Source organism: Tessaracoccus palaemonis (genome assembly GCF_019316905.1).
Taxonomy (GTDB): Bacteria; Actinomycetota; Actinomycetes; order Propionibacteriales; family Propionibacteriaceae; genus Arachnia; species Arachnia palaemonis.
In genome coordinates this window covers 695,554-715,047 of the sequence record NZ_CP079216.1, presented here as the reverse complement: position 1 = coordinate 715,047, position 19,494 = coordinate 695,554, and the positions used below count along the sequence as shown (strand labels likewise).

The 19,494-nt window shown below is 68.9% G+C and carries 17 protein-coding genes and 1 pseudogene; 2 read left to right on the top strand and 16 right to left on the bottom strand.

Going from position 1 to position 19,494, the window contains the following annotated elements:
• Positions 1 to 29: 29 nt before the first annotated feature.
• Positions 30 to 977, bottom strand: coding sequence for a helix-turn-helix domain-containing protein (locus tag KDB89_RS03050; RefSeq protein ID WP_219083401.1), 948 nt, complete (start codon positions 975 to 977; stop codon positions 30 to 32).
• A 109-nt stretch (positions 978 to 1,086) separates the two neighbouring features.
• Between KDB89_RS03050 and KDB89_RS03045 the strand changes: the two genes are divergently transcribed.
• Positions 1,087 to 1,761, top strand: a complete 675-nt coding sequence (locus KDB89_RS03045) for an SDR family NAD(P)-dependent oxidoreductase (protein WP_219083400.1) — start codon at positions 1,087 to 1,089, stop codon at positions 1,759 to 1,761.
• 102 nt (positions 1,762 to 1,863) lie between these two features.
• Positions 1,864 to 2,688, top strand: coding sequence for an SDR family NAD(P)-dependent oxidoreductase (locus KDB89_RS03040; RefSeq protein ID WP_219083399.1), 825 nt, complete (start codon positions 1,864 to 1,866; stop codon positions 2,686 to 2,688).
• A gap of 29 nt (positions 2,689 to 2,717) precedes the next feature.
• On the opposite strand, the gene nrdF is transcribed toward KDB89_RS03040, so the two are convergent.
• The 15 genes and pseudogenes from nrdF to KDB89_RS02965 all read right to left on the bottom strand — a co-directional run.
• Positions 2,718 to 3,680, bottom strand: coding sequence for a class 1b ribonucleoside-diphosphate reductase subunit beta (nrdF, locus tag KDB89_RS03035; RefSeq protein ID WP_304650874.1), 963 nt, complete (start codon positions 3,678 to 3,680; stop codon positions 2,718 to 2,720).
• A gap of 28 nt (positions 3,681 to 3,708) precedes the next feature.
• A complete protein-coding gene (gene nrdE, locus KDB89_RS03030; protein ID WP_255556154.1) occupies positions 3,709 to 5,865 on the bottom strand; it encodes a class 1b ribonucleoside-diphosphate reductase subunit alpha in 2,157 nt (718 codons plus the stop codon).
• On the bottom strand, positions 5,847 to 6,269 hold the full coding sequence (gene nrdI, locus KDB89_RS03025) for a class Ib ribonucleoside-diphosphate reductase assembly flavoprotein NrdI (RefSeq protein WP_219083396.1): 423 nt from the start codon (positions 6,267 to 6,269) through the stop codon (positions 5,847 to 5,849). Before nrdI ends, nrdE begins: the two co-directional genes overlap by 19 nt.
• The gene (gene nrdH, locus KDB89_RS03020; protein ID WP_219083395.1) at positions 6,266 to 6,502 is read right to left on the bottom strand and encodes a glutaredoxin-like protein NrdH; all 237 of its coding nucleotides are present in this window, start codon (positions 6,500 to 6,502) and stop codon (positions 6,266 to 6,268) included. The genes nrdI and nrdH overlap by 4 nt, the downstream gene beginning before the upstream one ends.
• A gap of 124 nt (positions 6,503 to 6,626) precedes the next feature.
• A complete protein-coding gene (locus tag KDB89_RS03015) occupies positions 6,627 to 7,550 on the bottom strand; it encodes a Ppx/GppA phosphatase family protein (protein ID WP_219083394.1) in 924 nt (307 codons plus the stop codon).
• On the bottom strand, positions 7,547 to 8,053 hold the full coding sequence (locus KDB89_RS03010) for a DUF501 domain-containing protein (RefSeq protein ID WP_219083393.1): 507 nt from the start codon (positions 8,051 to 8,053) through the stop codon (positions 7,547 to 7,549). Before KDB89_RS03010 ends, KDB89_RS03015 begins: the two co-directional genes overlap by 4 nt.
• The gene (locus KDB89_RS03005) at positions 8,040 to 8,540 is read right to left on the bottom strand and encodes an FtsB family cell division protein (RefSeq protein WP_219083392.1); all 501 of its coding nucleotides are present in this window, start codon (positions 8,538 to 8,540) and stop codon (positions 8,040 to 8,042) included. Before KDB89_RS03005 ends, KDB89_RS03010 begins: the two co-directional genes overlap by 14 nt.
• Positions 8,541 to 8,711: 171 nt before the next feature.
• Positions 8,712 to 9,992 carry a phosphopyruvate hydratase gene (gene eno / locus KDB89_RS03000; protein ID WP_219083391.1) on the bottom strand — a complete coding sequence of 427 codons (1,281 nt, stop codon included), beginning with the start codon at positions 9,990 to 9,992 and terminating at the stop codon, positions 8,712 to 8,714.
• Between the two features lie 82 nt (positions 9,993 to 10,074).
• Entirely contained in the window at positions 10,075 to 10,692 is a 618-nt protein-coding gene (locus KDB89_RS02995; protein ID WP_219083390.1) for a nucleoside triphosphate pyrophosphohydrolase, read from the bottom strand.
• Positions 10,682 to 11,185 carry a hypothetical protein gene (locus KDB89_RS02990; RefSeq protein ID WP_219083389.1) on the bottom strand — a complete coding sequence of 168 codons (504 nt, stop codon included), beginning with the start codon at positions 11,183 to 11,185 and terminating at the stop codon, positions 10,682 to 10,684. Before KDB89_RS02990 ends, KDB89_RS02995 begins: the two co-directional genes overlap by 11 nt.
• A gap of 99 nt (positions 11,186 to 11,284) precedes the next feature.
• Positions 11,285 to 14,791 (bottom strand): transcription-repair coupling factor, encoded by a 3,507-nt coding sequence (gene mfd / locus KDB89_RS02985; protein ID WP_219083388.1) that lies wholly within the window; start codon positions 14,789 to 14,791, stop codon positions 11,285 to 11,287.
• A 34-nt stretch (positions 14,792 to 14,825) separates the two neighbouring features.
• The gene (pth, locus tag KDB89_RS02980; protein ID WP_219083387.1) at positions 14,826 to 15,407 is read right to left on the bottom strand and encodes an aminoacyl-tRNA hydrolase; all 582 of its coding nucleotides are present in this window, start codon (positions 15,405 to 15,407) and stop codon (positions 14,826 to 14,828) included.
• On the bottom strand, positions 15,404 to 16,006 hold the full coding sequence (locus tag KDB89_RS02975; RefSeq protein WP_219083386.1) for a 50S ribosomal protein L25/general stress protein Ctc: 603 nt from the start codon (positions 16,004 to 16,006) through the stop codon (positions 15,404 to 15,406). The genes pth and KDB89_RS02975 overlap by 4 nt, the downstream gene beginning before the upstream one ends.
• Before the next feature lie 282 nt (positions 16,007 to 16,288).
• Positions 16,289 to 18,730, bottom strand: a complete 2,442-nt coding sequence (locus tag KDB89_RS02970; protein ID WP_219083384.1) for an ABC transporter permease — start codon at positions 18,728 to 18,730, stop codon at positions 16,289 to 16,291.
• Positions 18,730 to 19,464 (bottom strand): annotated as a pseudogene (locus KDB89_RS02965) (ABC transporter ATP-binding protein); the annotation flags it as partial. The pseudogene KDB89_RS02965 and the gene KDB89_RS02970, both read right to left, overlap by 1 nt.
• Positions 19,465 to 19,494: the final 30 nt, after the last annotated feature.

Here is a 19,494-nt window from a genome sequence, read left to right as displayed (position 1 = left end):
GTGCCGACTGGGTGTGGCTGTCGCCACACCTAGTCGGCGGTTGACCGGGCGCCGGGGCTGTGGTCGGCCGCGCCTCGAGACAGACTGCCAAGGAGCCGGATGCCGTCATAGCTGGCGCTGCCGGGCACGGGGTTGTAGATCATCATCGACAGGTCCGGATCACCTGGCATGGCCAGATTCTCGAAAGGAAGCTCGAGCCGACCGACGGCTGGATGTTGGATGATCTTCACGCCGGTGCGGTGCCGGTGGACGTTGTGCTCTTTCCATCGTTCGGCGAAGGCAGGACTATTCGCGAGCAGCTCGTCCGCGAGCGCCCGCAGCTCCGCGTCGAAGGGGCGAGCCCCCACATCGGCTCGCATGATCGCGACCGCGTCATCAGCGTGCTTCTCCCACTCGGGCCAGAACTCTCGGGCTTCGGCCTCTCTCAGGAAGAAGAACCGGGACGTGTTCGCTGCGCCGTTGTCATCGAACATCGGCGCGTACAGGGCCCGCCCGAGGCGATTCGTCCCGAGGACATCGTGGTGCCCATTCGTGACAATCACCGGCACATCAACCATCCCGTCGATGAGCCGCTGCAGGGCCGGACGAAGTCGCTGAGTGACGGTCTTGACGGTCGGCACCACCGTCTCTGCCACTGCCAGCAGCTCCTTGAGGTGTTGCAACTCGATGTCGTTGAGGCGGAGCGCTCTCGCGATCGCGTTCACGACTGATGGGGAGGCACCGGTCGCGTCGCCACGCTCGAACCGGATGTAGTACTCCGTCGAGATGCCCGCGAACAGCGCAACCTCCTCACGACGAAGGCCCTTGACCTTACGTCGCCCGGTGTGAACGGCGATTCCGACATCGCCGGGGGCGAGGTGCTCACGCCGCGAGACCAGAAACTCGCGGATCGCGGCGCGGGCCGCATCCGAACTTGGCATAGCCACATGGTAATCACGCCTGCCCGCAGGGTGACAGGCACGCTGCGTGACCCCCAAGGCAGTGGTTATGCCCGCTGCCCCGGGTCAGTTTGGGGGTCACGCAGCGTGACTCCCGCCCGACGATTTCCGCTCCTAGGGTGGAGGAAACGACCACGAAAGGAACGCCATGAGCACCATCGCCATCATCGGCGCCGGCCCCGGCGTCGGCGCGGCCGTCGCCCGTCGTTTCGGCGCCGAAGGCTTCGCCGTCGCCATGATCGCCCGCAACCAGGAGAAGCTCGACGAGCTCGTCGCTTCGATCAACGCCGAAGGCATCACCACCCGCGGATACGCTGCCGACGTGCTCGATCCCGGCTCGCTGCGCGCTGCCCTCTCCCGGGCTGGAAGCGAACTCGGCCACATCGACGTGCTGCAGTACAGCCCGATCCCCGCCAGGCAGTACCTGAAGCCCGTCCTCGACACCAGCCCGGATGACCTGAGCACCGCCTTTCGCTTCTCGGTGGTCGGTCTGCGTACCGCCGTCGACACCGTCCTCCCGGGCATGCGCTCGACGGGCAAGGGCACGATCGTGCTCATCAACGGCGGTACCGCCGTCAGGGCCCGCGCGCACTTCGCCGGCACGTCCGTCGCGTTCGCCGGTGAGAGCGCCCTCGGCGAGATGCTCCACGAGACACTGAGGGACGAGGGCATCCACGTCACGCAACTCGTCGTGCCAGGAGCAATCGACCCGAACGATCCCCAACGCAGCGCACGGGCGATCGCCGAGCGCATCTGGAGGCTCCACACCGAGCGCGGAGAGTTCCGCGACTTCCTGTCCGAACTCAACAATCAGAACGACTGACCAGGACAGGGCCCTCGCACTCCCGATCAGCAACATCCCACCCCGTGATCCGCAGCGCCGCCAGCGCGCCGGTCGCACCTAACCACAGAAACGGAACAACACATGAGCAAGATCTGGTTCGTGACCGGAGCTTCCCGCGGCTTCGGCCGACAGTGGACTGAAGCCGCCCTGGAGCGCGGTGACTCGGTCGTCGCCACCGCCCGCAACGTCGACGCCATCGCCGACCTCATCGACCGCTACGGGGACCGCGTCCTCACCCTCCCTCTCGACGTCACCGACCACGACGCTGTCTTCAGCACAGTCGCTGCGGCGCACGCACACTTCGGCCGCCTCGACGTCATCGTCAACAACGCCGGCTTCGGCCAGTTCGGCGCAGTCGAGGAGCTCGCAGAGGCAGAGCTGCGCCGCGTCATCGAGACCAACCTGTTCGGCTCCGTATGGGTGAGCCAGGCGGTCGTGCCGTACCTGCGCGAGCAGGGCTCGGGCCACATCATCCAGGTCGCCTCAACCGGCGGCGTGCTGTCCTTCCCGTACGTCGGCGCGTACAACGCCTCCAAGTGGGGCATCGAGGGTATCACCGCCGCCCTTGCCGGCGAGGTGGCCCCGTTCGGCATCAACGTGACACTCGTCGAGCCCGACTCCTTCGCCACCGATTTCGGAAGCGTCACTGCAGCCTTCGCCGAGCCGCACCCGGCCTACGATCCGCTGCGGGAGCAGCTGGGCGACTTCAAGACTGCGATCTCCGGCGGCGGTGACCCCGCGGCCTCTGCGCGCGCGATCCTCGAGCTCGTCGACATGGAGGAGCCGCCGCTGCGCCAGCTCTTCGGCGCCAAGCCGCTCGGCTACCTTCAGGCCGAGTACGCCCAGCGTCTCGCGACCTGGGAGTCCGGCCAGGACCTCGCCGTCCGCGCCGGCGGCGGGTTCTAGTCACTTGCCGCATGGAGAGCGGCGGGCTCCTAGAAGTCCCAGTCCTCGTCCTCCGTCGCCACGGCCTTGCCGATGACATACGACGAGCCCGACCCCGAGAAGAAGTCATGGTTCTCATCGGCCGACGGGGACAGCGCGGACAGAATCGCCGGGCTGACATCCGTCACCGTCGCCGGGAACATCGCCTCGTAGCCCAGGTTCATCAACGCCTTGTTCGCGTTGTAATGCAGGAACTTCTTCACATCCTCCGTCAGCCCCACACCGTCGTACAGATCCTGCGTGTAGGCCACCTCGTTGTCGTACAGGTCGTACAGCAGCGAGAACGTGTAGTCCTTCAGCTCCTCGCGCTCGGCCTGGCCGAGGGTCTCGAGGCCCCGCTGGTACTTGTAGCCGATGTAGTAGCCGTGGACGGCCTCGTCGCGGATGATCAGCCGGATCAGGTCGGCGGTGTTGGTCAGCTTGGCGCGGCTCGACCAGTGCATCGGCAGGTAGAAGCCCGAGTAGAACAGGAACGACTCCAGCAGCGTCGAGGCGACCTTGCGCTTGAGCGGCTCGTCGCCGCGGTAGTACTCCATCACGATGGAGGCCTTCCGCTGCAGGTTCTCGTTCTCGATGCTCCACCGGAACGCGTCGTCGATCTCGGCGGTCGAGCACAGCGTCGAGAAGATCGACGAGTAGCTCTTCGCGTGCACCGACTCCATGAAGGCGATGTTGGTGTAGACGGCCTCCTCGTGCGGCGTCAGCGCGTCCGGGATCAGCGACACAGCACCGACGGTGCCCTGGATCGTGTCGAGCAGCGTCAGCCCGGTGAACACCCGCATCGTGAGCGTCTGCTCCTCGGGCGTCAGCGTGTTCCACGACTGGATGTCGTTGCTGAGCGGCACCTTCTCCGGCAGCCAGAAGTTCCCCGTGAGGCGGTTCCACACCTCGAGGTCCTTGTCATCGTCGATGCGGTTCCAGTTGATGGCCTGCACCCGGTCGAGCAGCTTCACGCCCATGATCCTCGTTCTTCCTTCCGCGTCACAGCGTGCAGCTGACGCAGCCCTCGACCTCGGTGCCCTCGAGGGCCACCTGGCGGAGCCTGATGTAGTAGATGGTCTTGATGCCCTTGCGCCAGGCGTAGATCTGGGCCCTGTTGATGTCGCGGGTCGTGGCGGTGTCCTTGAAGAACAGCGTCAGGGACAGGCCCTGGTCGACGTGCTGCGTCGCCGCGGCGTAGGTGTCGATGACCTTCTCGTAGCCGATCTCGTAGGCGTCCTGGTAGTACTCCAGGTTGTCGTTCGTCATGAACGGCGCCGGGTAGTACACGCGGCCGAGCTTGCCCTCCTTGCGGATCTCGATCTTGCTGGCGATCGGGTGGATCGAGCTCGTCGAGTTGTTGATGTAAGAGATCGAGCCGGTCGGCGGCACGGCCTGCAGGTTCTGGTTGTAGAGCCCGTGCGCCATGACGGAGGCCTTCAGCTCGCGCCAGTCGTCCTGCGTCGGGATGTGGTGCGCCGCGAACAGCTCGCGGACACGCTGCGTCGCGGGCGCCCACTCCCGGTCGGTGTACTTGTCGAAGAACTCCCCCGACGCGTAGGCCGAGTTCCCGAACCCGTCGAAGGTGACGCCCCGCTCGATCGCGAGCCGGTTCGAGGCCCGCAGCGCGTGGAACAGCACGGTGAGGAAGTAGATGTTCGTGAAGTCGACGCCCTCCTCCGAGCCGTAGAACACCCGCTCGCGGGCGAGGTAGCCGTGCAGGTTCATCTGCCCGAGCCCGATGGCGTGCGAGCGGTCGTTGCCGACCTCGACGGAGCGGACCGAGCCGATGTGGCTCTGGTCGCTGACCGCGGTCAGCGCACGGATGGCCGTCTCGACGGTGGCGCCCAGGTCGGGCGAGTCCATCGCCAGTGCGATGTTCAGCGACCCGAGGTTGCAGGAGATGTCCTTGCCGATCTCGGCGTAGGAGAGGTCCTCGTTCAGCGTGGTCGGGGTGTTGACCTGCAGGATCTCGGAGCAGAGGTTCGACATGTTGATCCGGCCGGCGATGGGGTTCGCGCGGTTCACGGTGTCCTCGAACACGATGTACGGGTAGCCGGACTCGAACTGGATCTCGGCGAGCGTCTGGAAGAACTTGCGCGCGTTCAGCTTGGTCTTCTTGATGCGCGGGTCGTCGACCATCTCGTGGTACTTCTCCGTGATGGAGATGTCGCCGAACGGGACGCCGTAGACGCGCTCGACGTCGTAGGCCGAGAACAGGTACATGTCCTCGTCGCGCTTGGCGAGCTCGAAGGTGATGTCGGGGATGACGACGCCGAGCGAGAGGGTCTTGATGCGGATCTTCTCGTCGGCGTTCTCGCGCTTGGTGTCGAGGAACCGCATGATGTCCGGGTGGTGCGCGTTGAGGTACACCGCGCCGGCGCCCTGGCGCGCGCCCAGCTGGTTCGCGTAGCTGAAGGAGTCCTCCAGCAGCTTCATCACGGGGATGATGCCGCTGGACTGGTTCTCGATCTGCTTGATCGGCGCGCCCGACTCGCGGATGTTGCTGAGCAGCAGCGCGACGCCGCCGCCGCGCTTGCTGAGCTGCAGCGCGGAGTTGATGCCGCGCGCGATGGACTCCATGTTGTCCTCGATGCGCAGCAGGAAGCAGCTCACGAGCTCGCCGCGCTGCGCCTTGCCGGCGTTGAGGAACGTCGGGGTGGCGGGCTGGAAGCGGCCGGAGATGATCTCGTCGACGAGCGACGTCGCCAGGGCCTCGTCGCCGTCGGCGAGCGCGAGGGCCGTCATGACGACGCGGTCCTCGAAGCGCTCGAGGTAGCGCTTCCCGTCGAACGTCTTCATGGTGTAGCTGGTGTAGTACTTGAACGCGCCGAGGAACGTGGCGAAGCGGAACTTCTTGTCGTAGGCGCGCTCCGTCAGGGCCTTGACGAACTCGTGGCTGTAGCGCTCCAGCACCTCTGGCTCGTAGTACTTCTTCTCGACCAGGTAGTCGAGCCGCTCCTTGAGGGAGTGGAAGAAGACCGTGTTCTGGTTGACGTGCTGCAGGAAGTACTCCCTGGCCGCCCTTCGATCGGCGTCGAACTGGATGTTCCCGTCCGCGTCGTAGAGGTTCAGCATCGCGTTGAGCGCGTGGTAGTCCATCGATTCGAACGCGGGGTTCGTCGTGAAGTCGACCTCGCTCAGGACTGCGGTGTCCACCATTGCTCCAATCCGGCGCCGACCCGCGCCACGTCCTCTGGTGTGCCGAAGAGTTCGAGCCGGTACAGGTGGGGCACGTGGCACTTGCGGCTGATGATGTCGCCGGCGAGGCAGTAGGCCTCGCCGAAGTTGGTGTTGCCCGCCGAGATGACTCCCCGGATCAGGCTGCGGTTGTGCTGGTTGTTCAGGAAGGAGACGACCTGCTTGGGCACGGCCCCCTTCTCCTCGCCCCTGCCCTGCCCGCCCCCGAAGGTGGGGGTGACCAGGACGTAGGGCTCGTCGATCACCGGTTCCGGTTCACCGGGACGGATCGGGATCCGCACCGCCCGCCGGCCGAGCTTCTCCACGAACCGGGCGGTGTTGCCGGAGACGCTGGAGAAGAAGACCAGCAGGGGCCCGGTCACGCGATGCGGCGCGCCGCGAGATCGGCGATCTTGTCGGGGCGGAAGCCGGACCAGTGCTCGTCGTCGGCGACGACGACGGGGGCCTGCAGGTAGCCGAGCGACTTCACCATCTCCAGCGCCTTCTCGTCCTCGGACAGGTCGAGAATCTCGTACTCGAGTCCCTTGGAGTCGAGGGCGCGGTAGGTCGCCTTGCACTGCACGCATGACGGCTTGGTGTAGACGGTGATGGCCATGTCGACTCCTACATATGGGGAACTGCCGGGAGTCTGAACACTACATCTAGTGCCGGGCCGCGTAAAGTACTACCAAATGTAGTATTTCTGGCGTGTCTCTCCCCACGCGCGGAACGCCGGGGATTCAGCTCTGGGCGAGCAGCTGATGAACGATGCCGTCGAGGATGTCGGTCTCGCTCACGATCACCTCACCCGACGGCACGCGCTGGGCGATCTCGTCGAGGATGGTGGAGCCGGCGCCGATGACGGAGGCCCGCAGGGGCGGCATGAGGGAGCCGTCGGCGATGTCGGCGGCGGGCATGCCGAGCCAGCGGAGATTGGCCTCCCGGATCGTCTCGCGGCTCAGGATGGTGCGGTGCACCGCCTCGCGCGAGTACTCCGTCAGGCCGAGGTGGTCGGCCGCGACGCTGGTGACGGTCCCGGCGACACCGATTGCCGAGGCCATGGCGGAGAAGTCGACGCCCGCACCATCGAGCTGGTCGGCGATGAAGGACCTGGCCGCGGCCACCTCGACGCGGGTCGGTGGATCGGTCGGCAGGAAGCGCTCGTTGATGCGCACCGCACCGATGTTGAGGCTGATCGACGAGGCCACCTGGTCATCCTCGCCCACGACCACGAGCTCGGTGGAGCCGCCGCCGATGTCGAAGATGAGCGTGGGCCGCGGGGAGGAGACGCCGCTCAGCACGCCGGCGGCCGACAGGTGGGCCTCCTCGTCGCCGGAGATGACGTCGAGGTCGGTGCCGAGCTTCTCGCGGACCGCGTCGGCCAGCAGCTGCCGGTTGGTGACGTCGCGCGTCGCGGAGGTGGCGACGAACCGGGTGCGGTCGACGCCGAGGTCGGAGATGATGCCGGCAAACTCGTCGAGGATCACGAAGGTGCGCTGCAACGCATCGGGGTGGAACTCGTGGGTCGCGTCGACGCCCTGCCCGAGGCGGGCCAGTCGGACCAGGCGGGTGAGCTCCTCGACCTCGCCGGAGTCGGCGCGGCGCAGGACGAGCAGGCGGATGGAGTTGGTGCCGCAGTCGACGGCGGCGACGGTGTAGCTCACGCCTGCTCCTCGACCTGCTCGGCGGGGGTCGGGCAGTAGTCGCCCATGAGGGAGAGCGCCTCGTCGCCGAACGGGTTCACGCCGGGCCCGGCGGCCAGCGCGTGACCGACGAGCACGTGCAGGCACTTCACGCGCGTGGGCATCCCGCCCGCGCTGATGCCGTCGATCTCGTCGACGTGTCCGAGCTCCTCGCGGTCCGCGAGGTAGGCCTCGTGCGCGGCGCGGTAGCGGCGGACCAGCTCCTCATCATGCTCGAGCCGCTCCGTCATCTCCGCCATCAGGCCGGAGGCCTCCAGGGTGGAGCAGGCGGCGACGGCGCCTCGGCAGGTCAGGTAGTAGACCGTGGGGAAGGGGGTCCCGTTGGGCAGGCGGGGCAGGGTCTTGACGACGCCGGGGTGCCCCGCGGGACAGCGGTAGGCGATCTCGACGATGCCCCGCGGCGCACGGCCCAGCTGCTCCTCGACGGCCGCCAGGTCTGCTGCGGTGGGCTCACTCATTCTCATCCTCGGTGCTGGGGGCTGGGCTGGGTTCGATGGTGCGGTCGGGGTCGGGCGCCTCGGCCGTCGACTCCTCCTCTGCGAGCTGGTCGGCGACCTGCACCGATCCCCACATCCGCTCCCACCAGGTGCCGGCGTCCTCGTCCTCGCCGGCGTCGATCGTCGCCCCGTCGAGGGGCTTCCCGTCGGCTCCGAGCACGTGGTAGCCGACCTCGCCCGGCATGACCCAGCCGAGCCTCTCGCGCGCGATGGCCCGCACGTACTCGGGATCGTTCCAGCGCTCGAGCTGGTCGTTGAGGTCGGCGATGTTGGACTGCTCCTGCGCGATCTGGACCTTCAGGTCGGCGATCTCGGCGCGCTGGACGAAGTAGACGCGCAGCGAGTGCGCCAGCACCAGGCCGATGGCCGCGATCACCGCGAGCAGCACCAGCAGGCGCCAGGTGGCAGTGATGGCGCGCTGGGCGCGCGGGGCCGGGGTGGGCTTGTCGGACATGGCGCGTCCGACGTCCTGGGGCTCGAGTGGCTTCACCGCGGGGCGGGAACTCCGCTCCCCCGGACGCGCAGTGGTCCGGGCTCGCGGTGTGCCGCGGCCCGGACCACTGTTGGCTGGTGTTTGTCGAGGGGTCTGAGGCACCCGACAAGTATCCCTCAGACCTCCACGTTGTCAGCCCTTGAAACGCGGGAAGGCCGAACGACCGGCGTAGACCGCCGCCTCGTCGAGGTCGGCCTCGATGCGGAGGAGCTGGTTGTACTTGGCGACACGGTCGGTGCGCGCCGGGGCGCCCGACTTGATCTGGCCACAGCCCAGGGCGACGGCGAGGTCGGCGATCGTGACGTCCTCGGTCTCACCGGAACGGTGGGACATCATGGTGCGGAAGCCGTTGCGGTGCGCGAGGTCGACCGCGTCGATGGTCTCGGTCAGCGAACCGATCTGGTTCACCTTCACCAGCAGCGCGTTCGCGGTGTCGGTGTCGATGCCCTTCTGCAGGCGGGTGACGTTGGTGACGAACAGGTCGTCGCCGACGAGCTGGACGCGGTCGCCCATGCGCTCGGTCATGGCCTTCCAGCCGTCCCAGTCCTCCTCGTTCAGCGGATCCTCGATGGAGACCAGCGGGTAGAACTTGAGCAGGTCGTCGTAGTAGTCGACCATCTGGGCGGAGGTCTTCTTCTCACCCTCGAAGTTGTAGGCGCCGTCCTCGAAGAACTCGGAGGCGGCCACGTCCATGGCCAGCGCGATGTCGGTGCCCGGCTCGTAGCCGGCGTCGCGGATGGCGACCAGGATGAGGTCGAGGGCCTCACGGTTGGAGTCGAGGTTGGGGGCGAAGCCGCCCTCGTCGCCCAGCCCGGTCGACAGGCCGCGGGCCTTGAGGACCTTCTTCAGCTCGTGGTAGACCGCGGCACCCATCTCGAGGGCCTGAGCGAAGGACTCGGCGCCGATCGGGGCGATCATGAACTCCTGGATGTCGACGTTGGAGTCGGCGTGCGACCCACCGTTGAGGATGTTCATCATCGGGACGGGAAGGATGTGGGCGTTGGGGCCGCCGACGTACTTGTACAGCGGCAGGCCGGCCTCCTCAGCTGCGGCGTGCGCGACGGCGAGCGAGACGCCGAGAATCGCGTTGGCGCCCAGCTTGGCCTTGTTGTCGGTGCCGTCGAGCTCCAGCATGGCCTGGTCGACGATGCGCTGCTCGTCGGCCTCGAGGCCCAGGATCTCCTCACCGATGATCTCGGTGGCGTTCTTGACAGCGGTCAGGACACCCTTGCCACCGTAACGGCCCTTGTCGCCGTCACGAAGCTCCACGGCCTCGAAGGCGCCGGTGGAGGCGCCGGAGGGGACAGCGGCGCGGCCGCTGGCGCCCGAGTCGAGCTCGACCTCGACCTCGATGGTCGGGTTGCCGCGCGAATCGAGGATCTCACGGGCCTGGATGAATTCGATGGATGCCATGTAGCTCCCTTTCAAGAGTGTTCTCTATCCGCACCAAGCCTACCCATTGCCCCGCCAGATTCCACGGGCGGGCCACGCGTATTCAGGCGGGCGGGTTCTCCGCTGCACGGATGCGCCCCTCCAGGGCCCGCAGCGCGTCGCGGGTGGCCTGATCGGCGTCGATTCCGGCGGCCTGGGCACGAGCGACGAGCGCGACGATCCCCTCTCCCACCGCGGCGGCGTCGACGGGCTCGGCCGGCAGGTCGATCCGGACGTTGTGCGAGCGGGACCGCGAGACGACCTTGCCGGCGCGGGTCAGGGTGTTGAGGGACTCCGCGATGCCGTCGAGCGCGGAACTGCGGCCCTTCTCGGCCCGTTTGGCGGCCTCCCAGGAGCGGCGCATGTCGGCGGGGACGTCCTCGCCGGCGAAGACGTGCGGGTGCCTGCGGATGAGCTTGTCGGCGATGCCGCCGGCCACGTCGTCGAGCGTGAACCGTCCCTCGTCCTCGGCGATGCGGGCGTGGAAGTAGACCTGCATCAGCAGGTCGCCGAGTTCCTCGGTCAGGTCGGCGTCGTCGCCGGTCTCGATGGCGTCGACGACCTCGGCGGTCTCCTCGACCAGGTGGGTGACGAGCGTGCGGTGCGTCTGCTTCGCGTCCCAGGGGCATTCAGCGCGCAGCCGCGCCATGACGTCGTAGAGGCGGGTCAGCTCACTGCTCATCGGTGGCCGAGACCAGCACCGAAAGCGAGCCCGAGTCGGTGAGGATCGTCTCGCCGCTGGGGTCCCAGGTGCCGTACATCGGGTTGAGCTCGATGTGGGTGTTCGCCACCGCCTCGGTGACGACCGCGGTGTCGGTGACGGCCGACAGCAGCTGCGACTTGGCGAGCGCCCGGGTGAGGACCACGCAGTCCTGATCGGCGACGGCCACGCCGAGGCCGGAGGTGGCGATCTCGTCGAGGTCGGCGTCGGTGGGGACGGTGCCCGTCAGCTGGGCGACCTGGTCGAAGACGGCGCCGATGGCGAGGTACTGCACGACGTAGCGCGCGGGCACCGCGTCGCTGCCGAGTTCCGCGGCGCAGCCGGTGGCGATCGCGTCGACCTGCGACTCGGAGTAGGTGGTGTCTCCTGCGACCAGCGCGGTGCTCGGCATCGGGCTGCAGGCCGCCAGCATGGCGACAGCTGCGAGGGCCGGGACGACGCGGATCAGCTTCATGGGAGTCCTTCCTTCGGGGTGCGCCCGCCTGCGACGGTAGCGCCTGCCAGCGTAGCGCATACGCCTATGGCCGGGGCCGGGCGGGAGGTGTGCTCCGGATCACGCGAAGAGCTGCGTGATGAGCGTGGTCGCCCACCCGAGGTAGTCGCCGTCGGCGGGCTTCGGGACGAGGATCTGGTCGACGGCGGACTTCACGGTCGAGCCCGGGTACAGGCGCCCCAGGCGCAGCTGCCGCGACTCCGGCAGGCTGAGCGGCGCCAGCCGCACGACCTTTCCCTGCGGGACGATCTCCTGGATGCCGTGCTCGCGGGCCAGGTTCCGCAGCCGGGCGACGCCCAGGAGCGACACCACGGCCTGGGGCGGCTCGCCGTACCGGTCCACGAGCTCGGCCAGCACGCCCTCGATGTCGGCCTCGGTGCGGATCTCGGCGATCTGCTTGTACATCTCGAGGCGCAGCCGCTCCGAGGTGATGTAGTCCTCCGGCAGGTGTGCGTCGACGGGGATCTCGACCCGCATCGTCGGCTCGGGCTCGCCCGCGTCGCCGCGGTAGTTCGCGACGGCCTCGCCGACCATGCGCAGGTACATGTCGAAGCCGACGCCCTCGATGTGGCCGGACTGGTCCTCGCCCAGGAGGTTGCCGGCGCCGCGGAGCTCCAGGTCGCGCATGGCGATCGCCATGCCGGCGCCGAGGTCCGTGTTTGCCGCCATGGTCGCGAGGCGCTCGTGGGAGGCCTCCGACAGCGGCTTGTCCGCCGGGTACAGGAAGTAGGCGTAGCCGCGCTCGCGGGACCGGCCGACGCGGCCGCGGAGCTGATGCAGCTGCGACAGGCCCATCATGTCGGCGCGGTCGATGATCAGCGTGTTGGCGCTCTGGATGTTCAGGCCCGCCTCGACGATGGTGGTGCAGACCAGCACGTCGGTGTTGCGCTCCCAGAAGTCCTGCATGACCTGCTCGAGGCGGGACTCGCTCATCTGCCCGTGCGCCGTCGCGATGCGGGCCTCGGGGACGAGCTCGCGCAGCCGGGCCGCGGTCTTCTCGATCGTGCCGACGCGGTTGTGCACGAAGAACGCCTGGCCCTCGCGGGCGAGTTCGCGGCGCAGCGCGGCCTTGACCTGCGCGTCGTCGTAGGGCCCGGCGAACGTCAGGACGGGGTGACGCTCCTCGGGTGGCGTCGCGATGACGCTCATCTCCCGGATGCCGGTGATGGCGATCTCGAGCGTGCGCGGGATCGGCGTGGCGGACATCGACAGCACGTCGACGTTGACCCGCATGGACTTCAGGCGTTCCTTGTGGTCGACGCCGAAGCGCTGCTCCTCGTCGATGATGACCAGCCCGAGATCCTTGTACTGGATCTCCTTGCCCAGCAGGCGGTGCGTACCGATGACGACGTCGACCTTGCCGGTGGCGATGCCGTCGACGACCTTGCGGGCCTCGGCGTCGCTCTGGAAGCGCGACAGCTGCGCGACGCGGACGGGGAACCCGGCGAAGCGCGACGCGAACGTCGCGTAGTGCTGCGTGACGAGCAGCGTCGTCGGCACGAGCACGGCGACCTGCTTGCCGTCCTGCACGGCCTTGAACGCGGCGCGCACGGCGATCTCGGTCTTGCCGTAGCCGACGTCGCCGCAGATGAGGCGGTCCATCGGGACGAGCTTCTCCATGTCGGCCTTCACCTCGGTGATGGCGGAGAGCTGGTCGGGGGTCTCGACGTAGCTGAACGCGTCCTCGAGTTCCCGCTGCCAGGCCGTGTCGGGGCCGAACGCGTGCCCCTTGGTCGCCTGACGGGCGGCGTAGAGCTTGATGAGCTCACCGGAGATCTCCCGGACGGCCTTGCGGGCCTTCGCCTTGCGCTTGGTCCAGTCGGCGCCGCCCATCTTGTCGAGCGTCGGGGACTCGGAGCCGACGTAGCGGCTGAGCTGGTCGAGCTGGTCCATCGGGACGAAGAGCCGGTCGCCGGGTTGGCCGCGCTTGCTGGGCGCGTACTCGATGACGAGGTAGTCGCGGGTGGCGCACTGGATGGTGCGGCTGACGAGCTCGACGAACCGGCCGACGCCGTGGGACTCGTGCACGACGGGGTCGCCCGCCTTGAGCTCGAGCGGCTGGATGGTGGCCTTGCGGCGGCTGGGCAGCTTGCGTTCGACCTTGTCGACGGCCGCCTGGCCGGTCAGCTCGGCGGAGGTGAGGACCTCGATGCGGGCCTCATCGGCGCGCCAGCCCTGCCGCAGCGTCGCCAGCACGACGGTGACGGAGCCGGGGGCCGGTGGCTGCTCGAGATCGCCGATCGCGGCCCGGACGCCCGCCTCGTCGAGAAGTTCGATGAGGCGCTGCGCCAGGCCGCGGCCCTCGACGGCGACCACGACCCGCCAGCCATCCTTGACCCTGCGGGCGACGTGCTGCGTCGCGACGGCGACGTCGCCGTGGAAGGGCTCGGACGGGTGTACCGCGAGGGTACGGGAGTGGACGGAGTCGGAGTCAACACGTCCTGAGCCTGTCGAAGGGTAGGTGCCCTGGTCGTCGGCGGCGAAGGGCGACATGGACCACCAGCGCAGCCCGATCTGCAGGGCGTGCATGCGCACGTCGGCCAGGGTCCAGTAGGCCGAAGCGCCCAGGTCGATGGGCGAGGTGCCACCGCCGGCTGCCGCGGCCCAGCTCGCCTCGAGGAACTCCTGGCTGGTCGCGACGAGTTCGGCGGCGCGGGCGCGGATGAGCTCCGGCTGCGAGGCGAGCACGATCGACCCCTTGGGCAGCACGTCGACGAGCAGCTCGAGGCCGTCGACCAGCGCGGGGATCAGGGCCTCCATGCCCTCCTGAGCGTGTCCCTCGGCGACGCGGTCGAGCAGGTCGCTGAGTTCGGGGTGCTGGGCGGAGAGCCTGCGGGCGCGGCCGCGGACGGCATCCGTGAGCAGCAGCTCGCGGCACGGCGGCGCGACGATGCTCGTCGCCGACTCCCCCGTCGAGCGCTGGTCGGCGACGGTGAAGTAGCGGATCTCGTCGACCTCGTCGCCGAAGAACTCGATGCGCACGGGGTGCTCGGCGGTCGGCGGGAAGATGTCGACGATGCCGCCGCGGACGGCGAACTCGCCGCGCCGCTCGACCAGATCGACGCGGTTGTAGGCGGCGCCGACGAGGTCGTTCAGCAGCCGGGAGAGCTCGTAGCTGTCCCCCACCCCGATCTGGACGGGGACCATGTCGGCGAGGCCGCGGACCTGGGGCTGCAGCACCGAGCGGACGGGCGCGATCACGACCCGGGGGATGTCGCCGTCGAATCCGGCGAGCCTGCGCAGCACGGCAAGGCGCCGGCCGACGGTATCGGCGCGCGGGGACAGGCGCTCGTGGGGCAGGGTCTCCCAGGCCGGGTAGTACTCGACCTGGTCGGGGCCGAGCAGCGCGCCGACTTCGGCCGTCAGCTGCTCCGCCTCGCGGTAGGTGGAGGTGACGATCAGGACCGTGCCACCGGAACCCTCGGCGATGGCGGAGCTGAGCAGCGGGAAGAAGGACGTGACGGCCGTCACGTCGAGTGCGGTGACTCCGCTGCGCCTGGAGTCGGCGATCGTCGCCGCGAAGCCGCGGTCGGCCTCGAGTTCTCCGAGCAGTCCCGGGTACTTCACTGCCGTGTCCTTCCCTGATCTGCGGTGGTGTCGTTCAGCGGTTGAACGTGTTCTGCGTCGCGTCGAGGCCGTGGCCGATGATCGACAGCGCCGCGTCGGCCCCAATGGCCGCGTCGACGCGCATGGCGTCGAGATCGGCGGGCTTCAGCTTGTTCAGCACGTAGTCGGCGGCCGACTGCCTGCCCGGCGGACGGCCGATGCCGATCCGGACGCGGTAGAAGTCGCCGCTGCCGAGGTGCGCACGGATGGACTTCAACCCGTTGTGGCCGTTGTCGCCCCCGCCCCTCTTCACCCGGAGCCTGCCGGGGTCGAGGTCCAGCTCGTCGTGCAGCACGATCACGTGGTCGACGGGGATCTTGTGGAACGCAGCGATCGCCTTGACCGCCACGCCCGAGTCGTTCATGAACGTCGTGGGCTTCACGCAGATCAGCTTGGTCGTCGTCCCGGGGACGACGACGGATGCGACCTCGGCGCGCTGCCTCGAGTTCAGGGAAAAGGAGGAACCGTAGCGGTCCGCGAGGTCCGCTACGGCCCAGAACCCGACGTTGTGCCGGGTGAACTCGTAGGTCGGGCCCGGGTTACCGAGCCCGACCAGGAGATAGGGGGAAGTGCTCACTCGGCGGCTTCGGCGGCCTCGGCGGCCTCACCCTCGGCGGCCTCGGCGGGCTCCTCGGTGGGAACGGGCACGATGGAGAGGACAAGGGTCTCGCCGTCGACCGTGGTCTCGACGCCCTCGGGGAGCTTGATGTCGGCGACGGTCAGGTGCTGGCCGATCTCGAGGCCCTCGACCGAGACGGTGAGCTCGGTGGGGATGTCGGTGGCCGGCGCGAGGACCGACAGAGCGGTGAGGTCGTGGTTGACCAGCGCACCCCGGGCGGCCTCACCCTCGAGCACCAGCGCGACCTCGACCTCGACCTTCTCGCCGGCCTTCACCAGCAGGAGGTCGACGTGCTCGATGGCGGGGAGGATCGGGTCGCGGTGGACCTGCTTCGGCAGCGCGAGGACGGGCTTCTTGGCGTCGTCGACGGTGATCTCAAGCAGGACGTTGGCGGTGCGCAGGGCCAGGAAGGTCTCGCGCGCCGGGAGGGCGAGGTGGACCGGGTCGGTACCGTGGCCGTAGAGGACGGCGGGGGTCGAGCCGGCGCGACGCAGGCGTCGGGCGGCGCCCTTGCCGAACTCGGTGCGGGTGGTGGCGGAAAGCTTGTTGTCAGCCATGGATACTCCTCGGGCTTCGTGAACTGTGACGCAGGTCGGCGCCTCGCGAGGAACGGCTAGTCGATAACGGACTCTGAGGTCCCTCGCCAGGCAACTGTCCAAGCTTAGCCCAGCGGCCCCGTCGGACCCAATCGGAGGGCGGCCACCGTCGGGTCGTCGGGTCCGGTCCCAGGGGCCGCGATGAGCACATCCTCCTTCTCGTCGGACGAAAACGAGAATGTGAACGCTCGCTCGTCGACGACAAGTGTGTCGTGCTCATCGCGGCCAGGGTGGGATGGGACGTCACTCGACGGCGAGGGCCTCGGTCGGGGTCGCGTTGGCCGCGCGGCGGCCGGGGAGGATCGACGCGAGCACGGCTGCGATCAGGCAGACCAGGATCAGGCCGAGCGTGTACCACGGGTCGAGGGACAGGCGCAGGTCCATGACCCCCTCCGGCATCATGGAGAAGGCCGTCGAGACGCCGAGCCAGCCGAAGAAGACGCCGGCGATCAGCCCGATGACCGTCCCGATGCCCACCAACGCGACCGCCTCGACCACGAGCATGCTGCGCAGACCCGCGCGTTGCATGCCGAGCGCCCGGAGCAGGGCCGACTCGCGCTGCCGTTCGATCACCGACAGCCCCAGCGTGTTGCCGACCCCGACGAGCGCGATGAGGACCGCGACGCCGAGCAGCGCAGTCAGGACGATCAGCATGACGTCGAGGACCTGGCTGACCAGCGAGGCCATGATGGCGCCGCCGCCGTCCACCGTCCCCTCGGGGAACTGGTCGGTGATCTTCAGCACGTTGTTCAGCGCCGACGACGACGTGCGGTCCTGGAGCTGGACCCAGACCTGGTGTACTGCGGCGGTGCCGGCGAGCTTGTCGAGGGTCGCCGGCGACACCGCGATGGCGTCGTAGTTGATCGACGAGCTGCGGGCCACCTTCAGCGTCACGTCGCCGTCGGCCCCGGGCAGCGTGACCGTCGTCGCACCGTCGGGCACGACCAGGGACCAGTCACCGGCCACCGCCGTCCCCTCACTGGGCATCGACCCCTCCGGCGGGGTGACCCCGAGTTCGTCGTAGGCGCCCTGCGGCGCGTAGGCCCAGGTCGGCGTCTGGTCGTCGACGGCGTCCTGCGACTCGACGGGCTTGGCCGGGACCGTCCCGACGGCCGCGACACCGCCCGTGTCCCGCAGATCGTCGACGACACCCTCAGGTGCCCCGTCCGCGAAGGACACCGCCACGTCGACGGGGTACTCGCGGGCGATGGCCTCCATGCCGGTGGTCCGCATGGTCGCCAGCGCGACCTGCAGCGTGACGATGAGACCGACGGCCAGCATCAGCGCGGTGGCGGTCGATGCCGCCCGACGGGGGTTGCGGGCCGCGTTCGCGAAGGCCAGCCGGGTGGTGGGTCCGGCCCAGCCGAAGGCGCGCCCGACCAGGCGCAGCAGGGGCGCGATGTAGAGCGGGGCGCCGCCGAGAACCGCCGCCGTGATCGCGAAACCCGCGAGCACCGCCCACACCATCGCCCATTCGCCGCCCGCGCGGCTCTGCACCACGAGGAGGACACCCAGCGCGGCGAACAGCAGACAGACGACCAGCCGGGCGACGCTCGCGCGACGCGCCTGTTGGGCGGTGGGGACGACCTGCAGCGCCTCGAGCGGCTTCACGCGGGCCGCCCGCAGCGCCGGCACCACGGCGGAGACCATCGTGGCGAGCACTCCGACGCCGAAGGCGATGCCCAGCTCTGCGGGCACCACCGTCAGCCCGAAGTAGTTCGAGCCCGTGACCTGGCCACCGATCCAGGCCACCAGGAAGCCGACGGCGAGTCCGGCGGCCGACCCGATGGCGCCGAGCAGGAACGACTCGACGAGCAGCCTGCCGGTCACCTGTCCGGGCGTGGCGCCGATGGCGCGCAGCAGCGCGAGCTGGCGGCGTCGCTGGGCCACCAGGATCGTGAAGGTGTTCGCGATGGTGATCATGCCGACGAGCAGCGCGATCGCTGCGAAGCCCTGCAGGAGGTACTTGAACACGTCGAGCCCGGCCGTCGCCTGGGTCAGGGTCTCGGTCCTGGCCTCGACCCCGGTCTGGACCTCTGCCCCGGAGACGGCCTTCAGCCGGGTGGTCAGCGCGTCGGCGACCTGTTCCGCATCTGCGCCGGAGTCGACCCGCACGGACAGCTGATAGGCGCCGTCCACGCCGCCATCGGCGTAGGGCGCGACGTAGCCGATGACCGTGAACAGCGACATCGGGTCGTCGGTCAGGCCGACCAGCCGCATCGGCTGGTCCATGCCCTCGAGTTCGACGGTGTCGCCGATCGCGGCTCCGAGCTCGCGGGCCGCGGCCTCGGACAGCGCCAGCTCGTCGTCGGACGCGGGGTAGGCGCCGTCGACCAGCTGCGACCAGCGCACGTGCTCGGCTGGCACCGGATAGAGCTCCGTGGTGACGCTGCGGTCCCCCTTCGACAGGAAGCTGACGGCGCCGGTGGGAACGGGGTCGACGGACGCCACGCCGTCGACGGCGCCGGCCAACTCCGCGGCCTGTGCGCCACCGCCCTCAGGCAGCGCGATGACGGCGTCGGAGGTGCTGATCGGCAGCGCCGCCTGCTTGCCCATCGCGTTCTGCTGGGAGTTGATGAACACGGAGATGGCCGCGATGAAGCCGACGCTGATCGCGATGGCCAGCAGCGTCGCGACGAACCGCGACGGGTGGAGCCTCAGCTCACTGACTGCCTCACGCCACATCAGGCCGCCGCCTGCCCGAGGTAGGACAGCACCTGCTCGGCGGTCGGGTGCGGCAGGTCCGCGACGATCCGCCCGTCGAGCAGCATGAGGCCGCGATCGGCGTACGCGGCGGCCAGCGGGTCGTGCGTGACCATGATGATCGTCTGTCCCTGCTCCCGGGAGCACTGCCTGAGGTACTCGAGCAGCGCGGTTCCCGTGCGGCGGTCGAGCGCTCCGGTCGGCTCGTCGGCGAAGATCACCTCGGGGCGGGTCACGAGGGCGCGGGCGACGGCGACGCGCTGCTGCTGGCCTCCGGAGAGCTGGCTCGGGCGGTGCGTGAGGCGGTCGCCGAGTCCAAGGGAGTCGATCACCTGGCCGAACAGCGCCTTGTCCACCTTCCGCCCCGCCAGGTCGAGCGGCAGCACGATGTTCTGCTCGGCCGTCAGGGTCGGCAGGAGGTTGAACGACTGGAAGACGAAGCCGATCTTGTCGCGGCGGACATTCGTCACGGCCTTCTCCGGCAGCCGGGCGATGTTGTCGGCGCCGACATACACGTCCCCGGAGGTGGGTCGGTCGAGCCCTGCCATGCAGTGCATGAGGGTCGACTTGCCGGAGCCGGACGGCCCCATGACGGCCGTGAAGCTGCCCGGGGCAATCGCGACCGAGACGTCGTTCACCGCGACGACGGGCTGTTCGCCCGATCCGAAGACCTTGGTGAGGTGCGAGACGCCGCAGGCCGGCGCTCCCATCGGGGTCTGCTGGGACATGGTGGGTCCTTCCACTGA

What these genes read in the sequence shown, in the direction of transcription:
- KDB89_RS03045 (WP_219083400.1), top strand. Translation starts at nt 1,087, where the DNA reads ATGAGCACCATCGCCATCATCGGCGCCGGCCCCGGCGTCGGCGCGGCC.
- KDB89_RS03040 (WP_219083399.1), top strand. Translation starts at nt 1,864, where the DNA reads ATGAGCAAGATCTGGTTCGTGACCGGAGCTTCCCGCGGCTTCGGCCGA.
- nrdH (WP_219083395.1), bottom strand. Translation starts at nt 6,502, where the DNA reads ATGGCCATCACCGTCTACACCAAGCCGTCATGCGTGCAGTGCAAGGCG.
- KDB89_RS03010 (WP_219083393.1), bottom strand. Translation starts at nt 8,053, where the DNA reads ATGAGAATGAGTGAGCCCACCGCAGCAGACCTGGCGGCCGTCGAGGAG.
- KDB89_RS03005 (WP_219083392.1), bottom strand. Translation starts at nt 8,540, where the DNA reads ATGTCCGACAAGCCCACCCCGGCCCCGCGCGCCCAGCGCGCCATCACT.
- eno (WP_219083391.1), bottom strand. Translation starts at nt 9,992, where the DNA reads ATGGCATCCATCGAATTCATCCAGGCCCGTGAGATCCTCGATTCGCGC.
- KDB89_RS02995 (WP_219083390.1), bottom strand. Translation starts at nt 10,692, where the DNA reads ATGAGCAGTGAGCTGACCCGCCTCTACGACGTCATGGCGCGGCTGCGC.
- KDB89_RS02990 (WP_219083389.1), bottom strand. Translation starts at nt 11,185, where the DNA reads ATGAAGCTGATCCGCGTCGTCCCGGCCCTCGCAGCTGTCGCCATGCTG.
- KDB89_RS02975 (WP_219083386.1), bottom strand. Translation starts at nt 16,006, where the DNA reads ATGGCTGACAACAAGCTTTCCGCCACCACCCGCACCGAGTTCGGCAAG.
- KDB89_RS02970 (WP_219083384.1), bottom strand. Translation starts at nt 18,730, where the DNA reads ATGTGGCGTGAGGCAGTCAGTGAGCTGAGGCTCCACCCGTCGCGGTTC.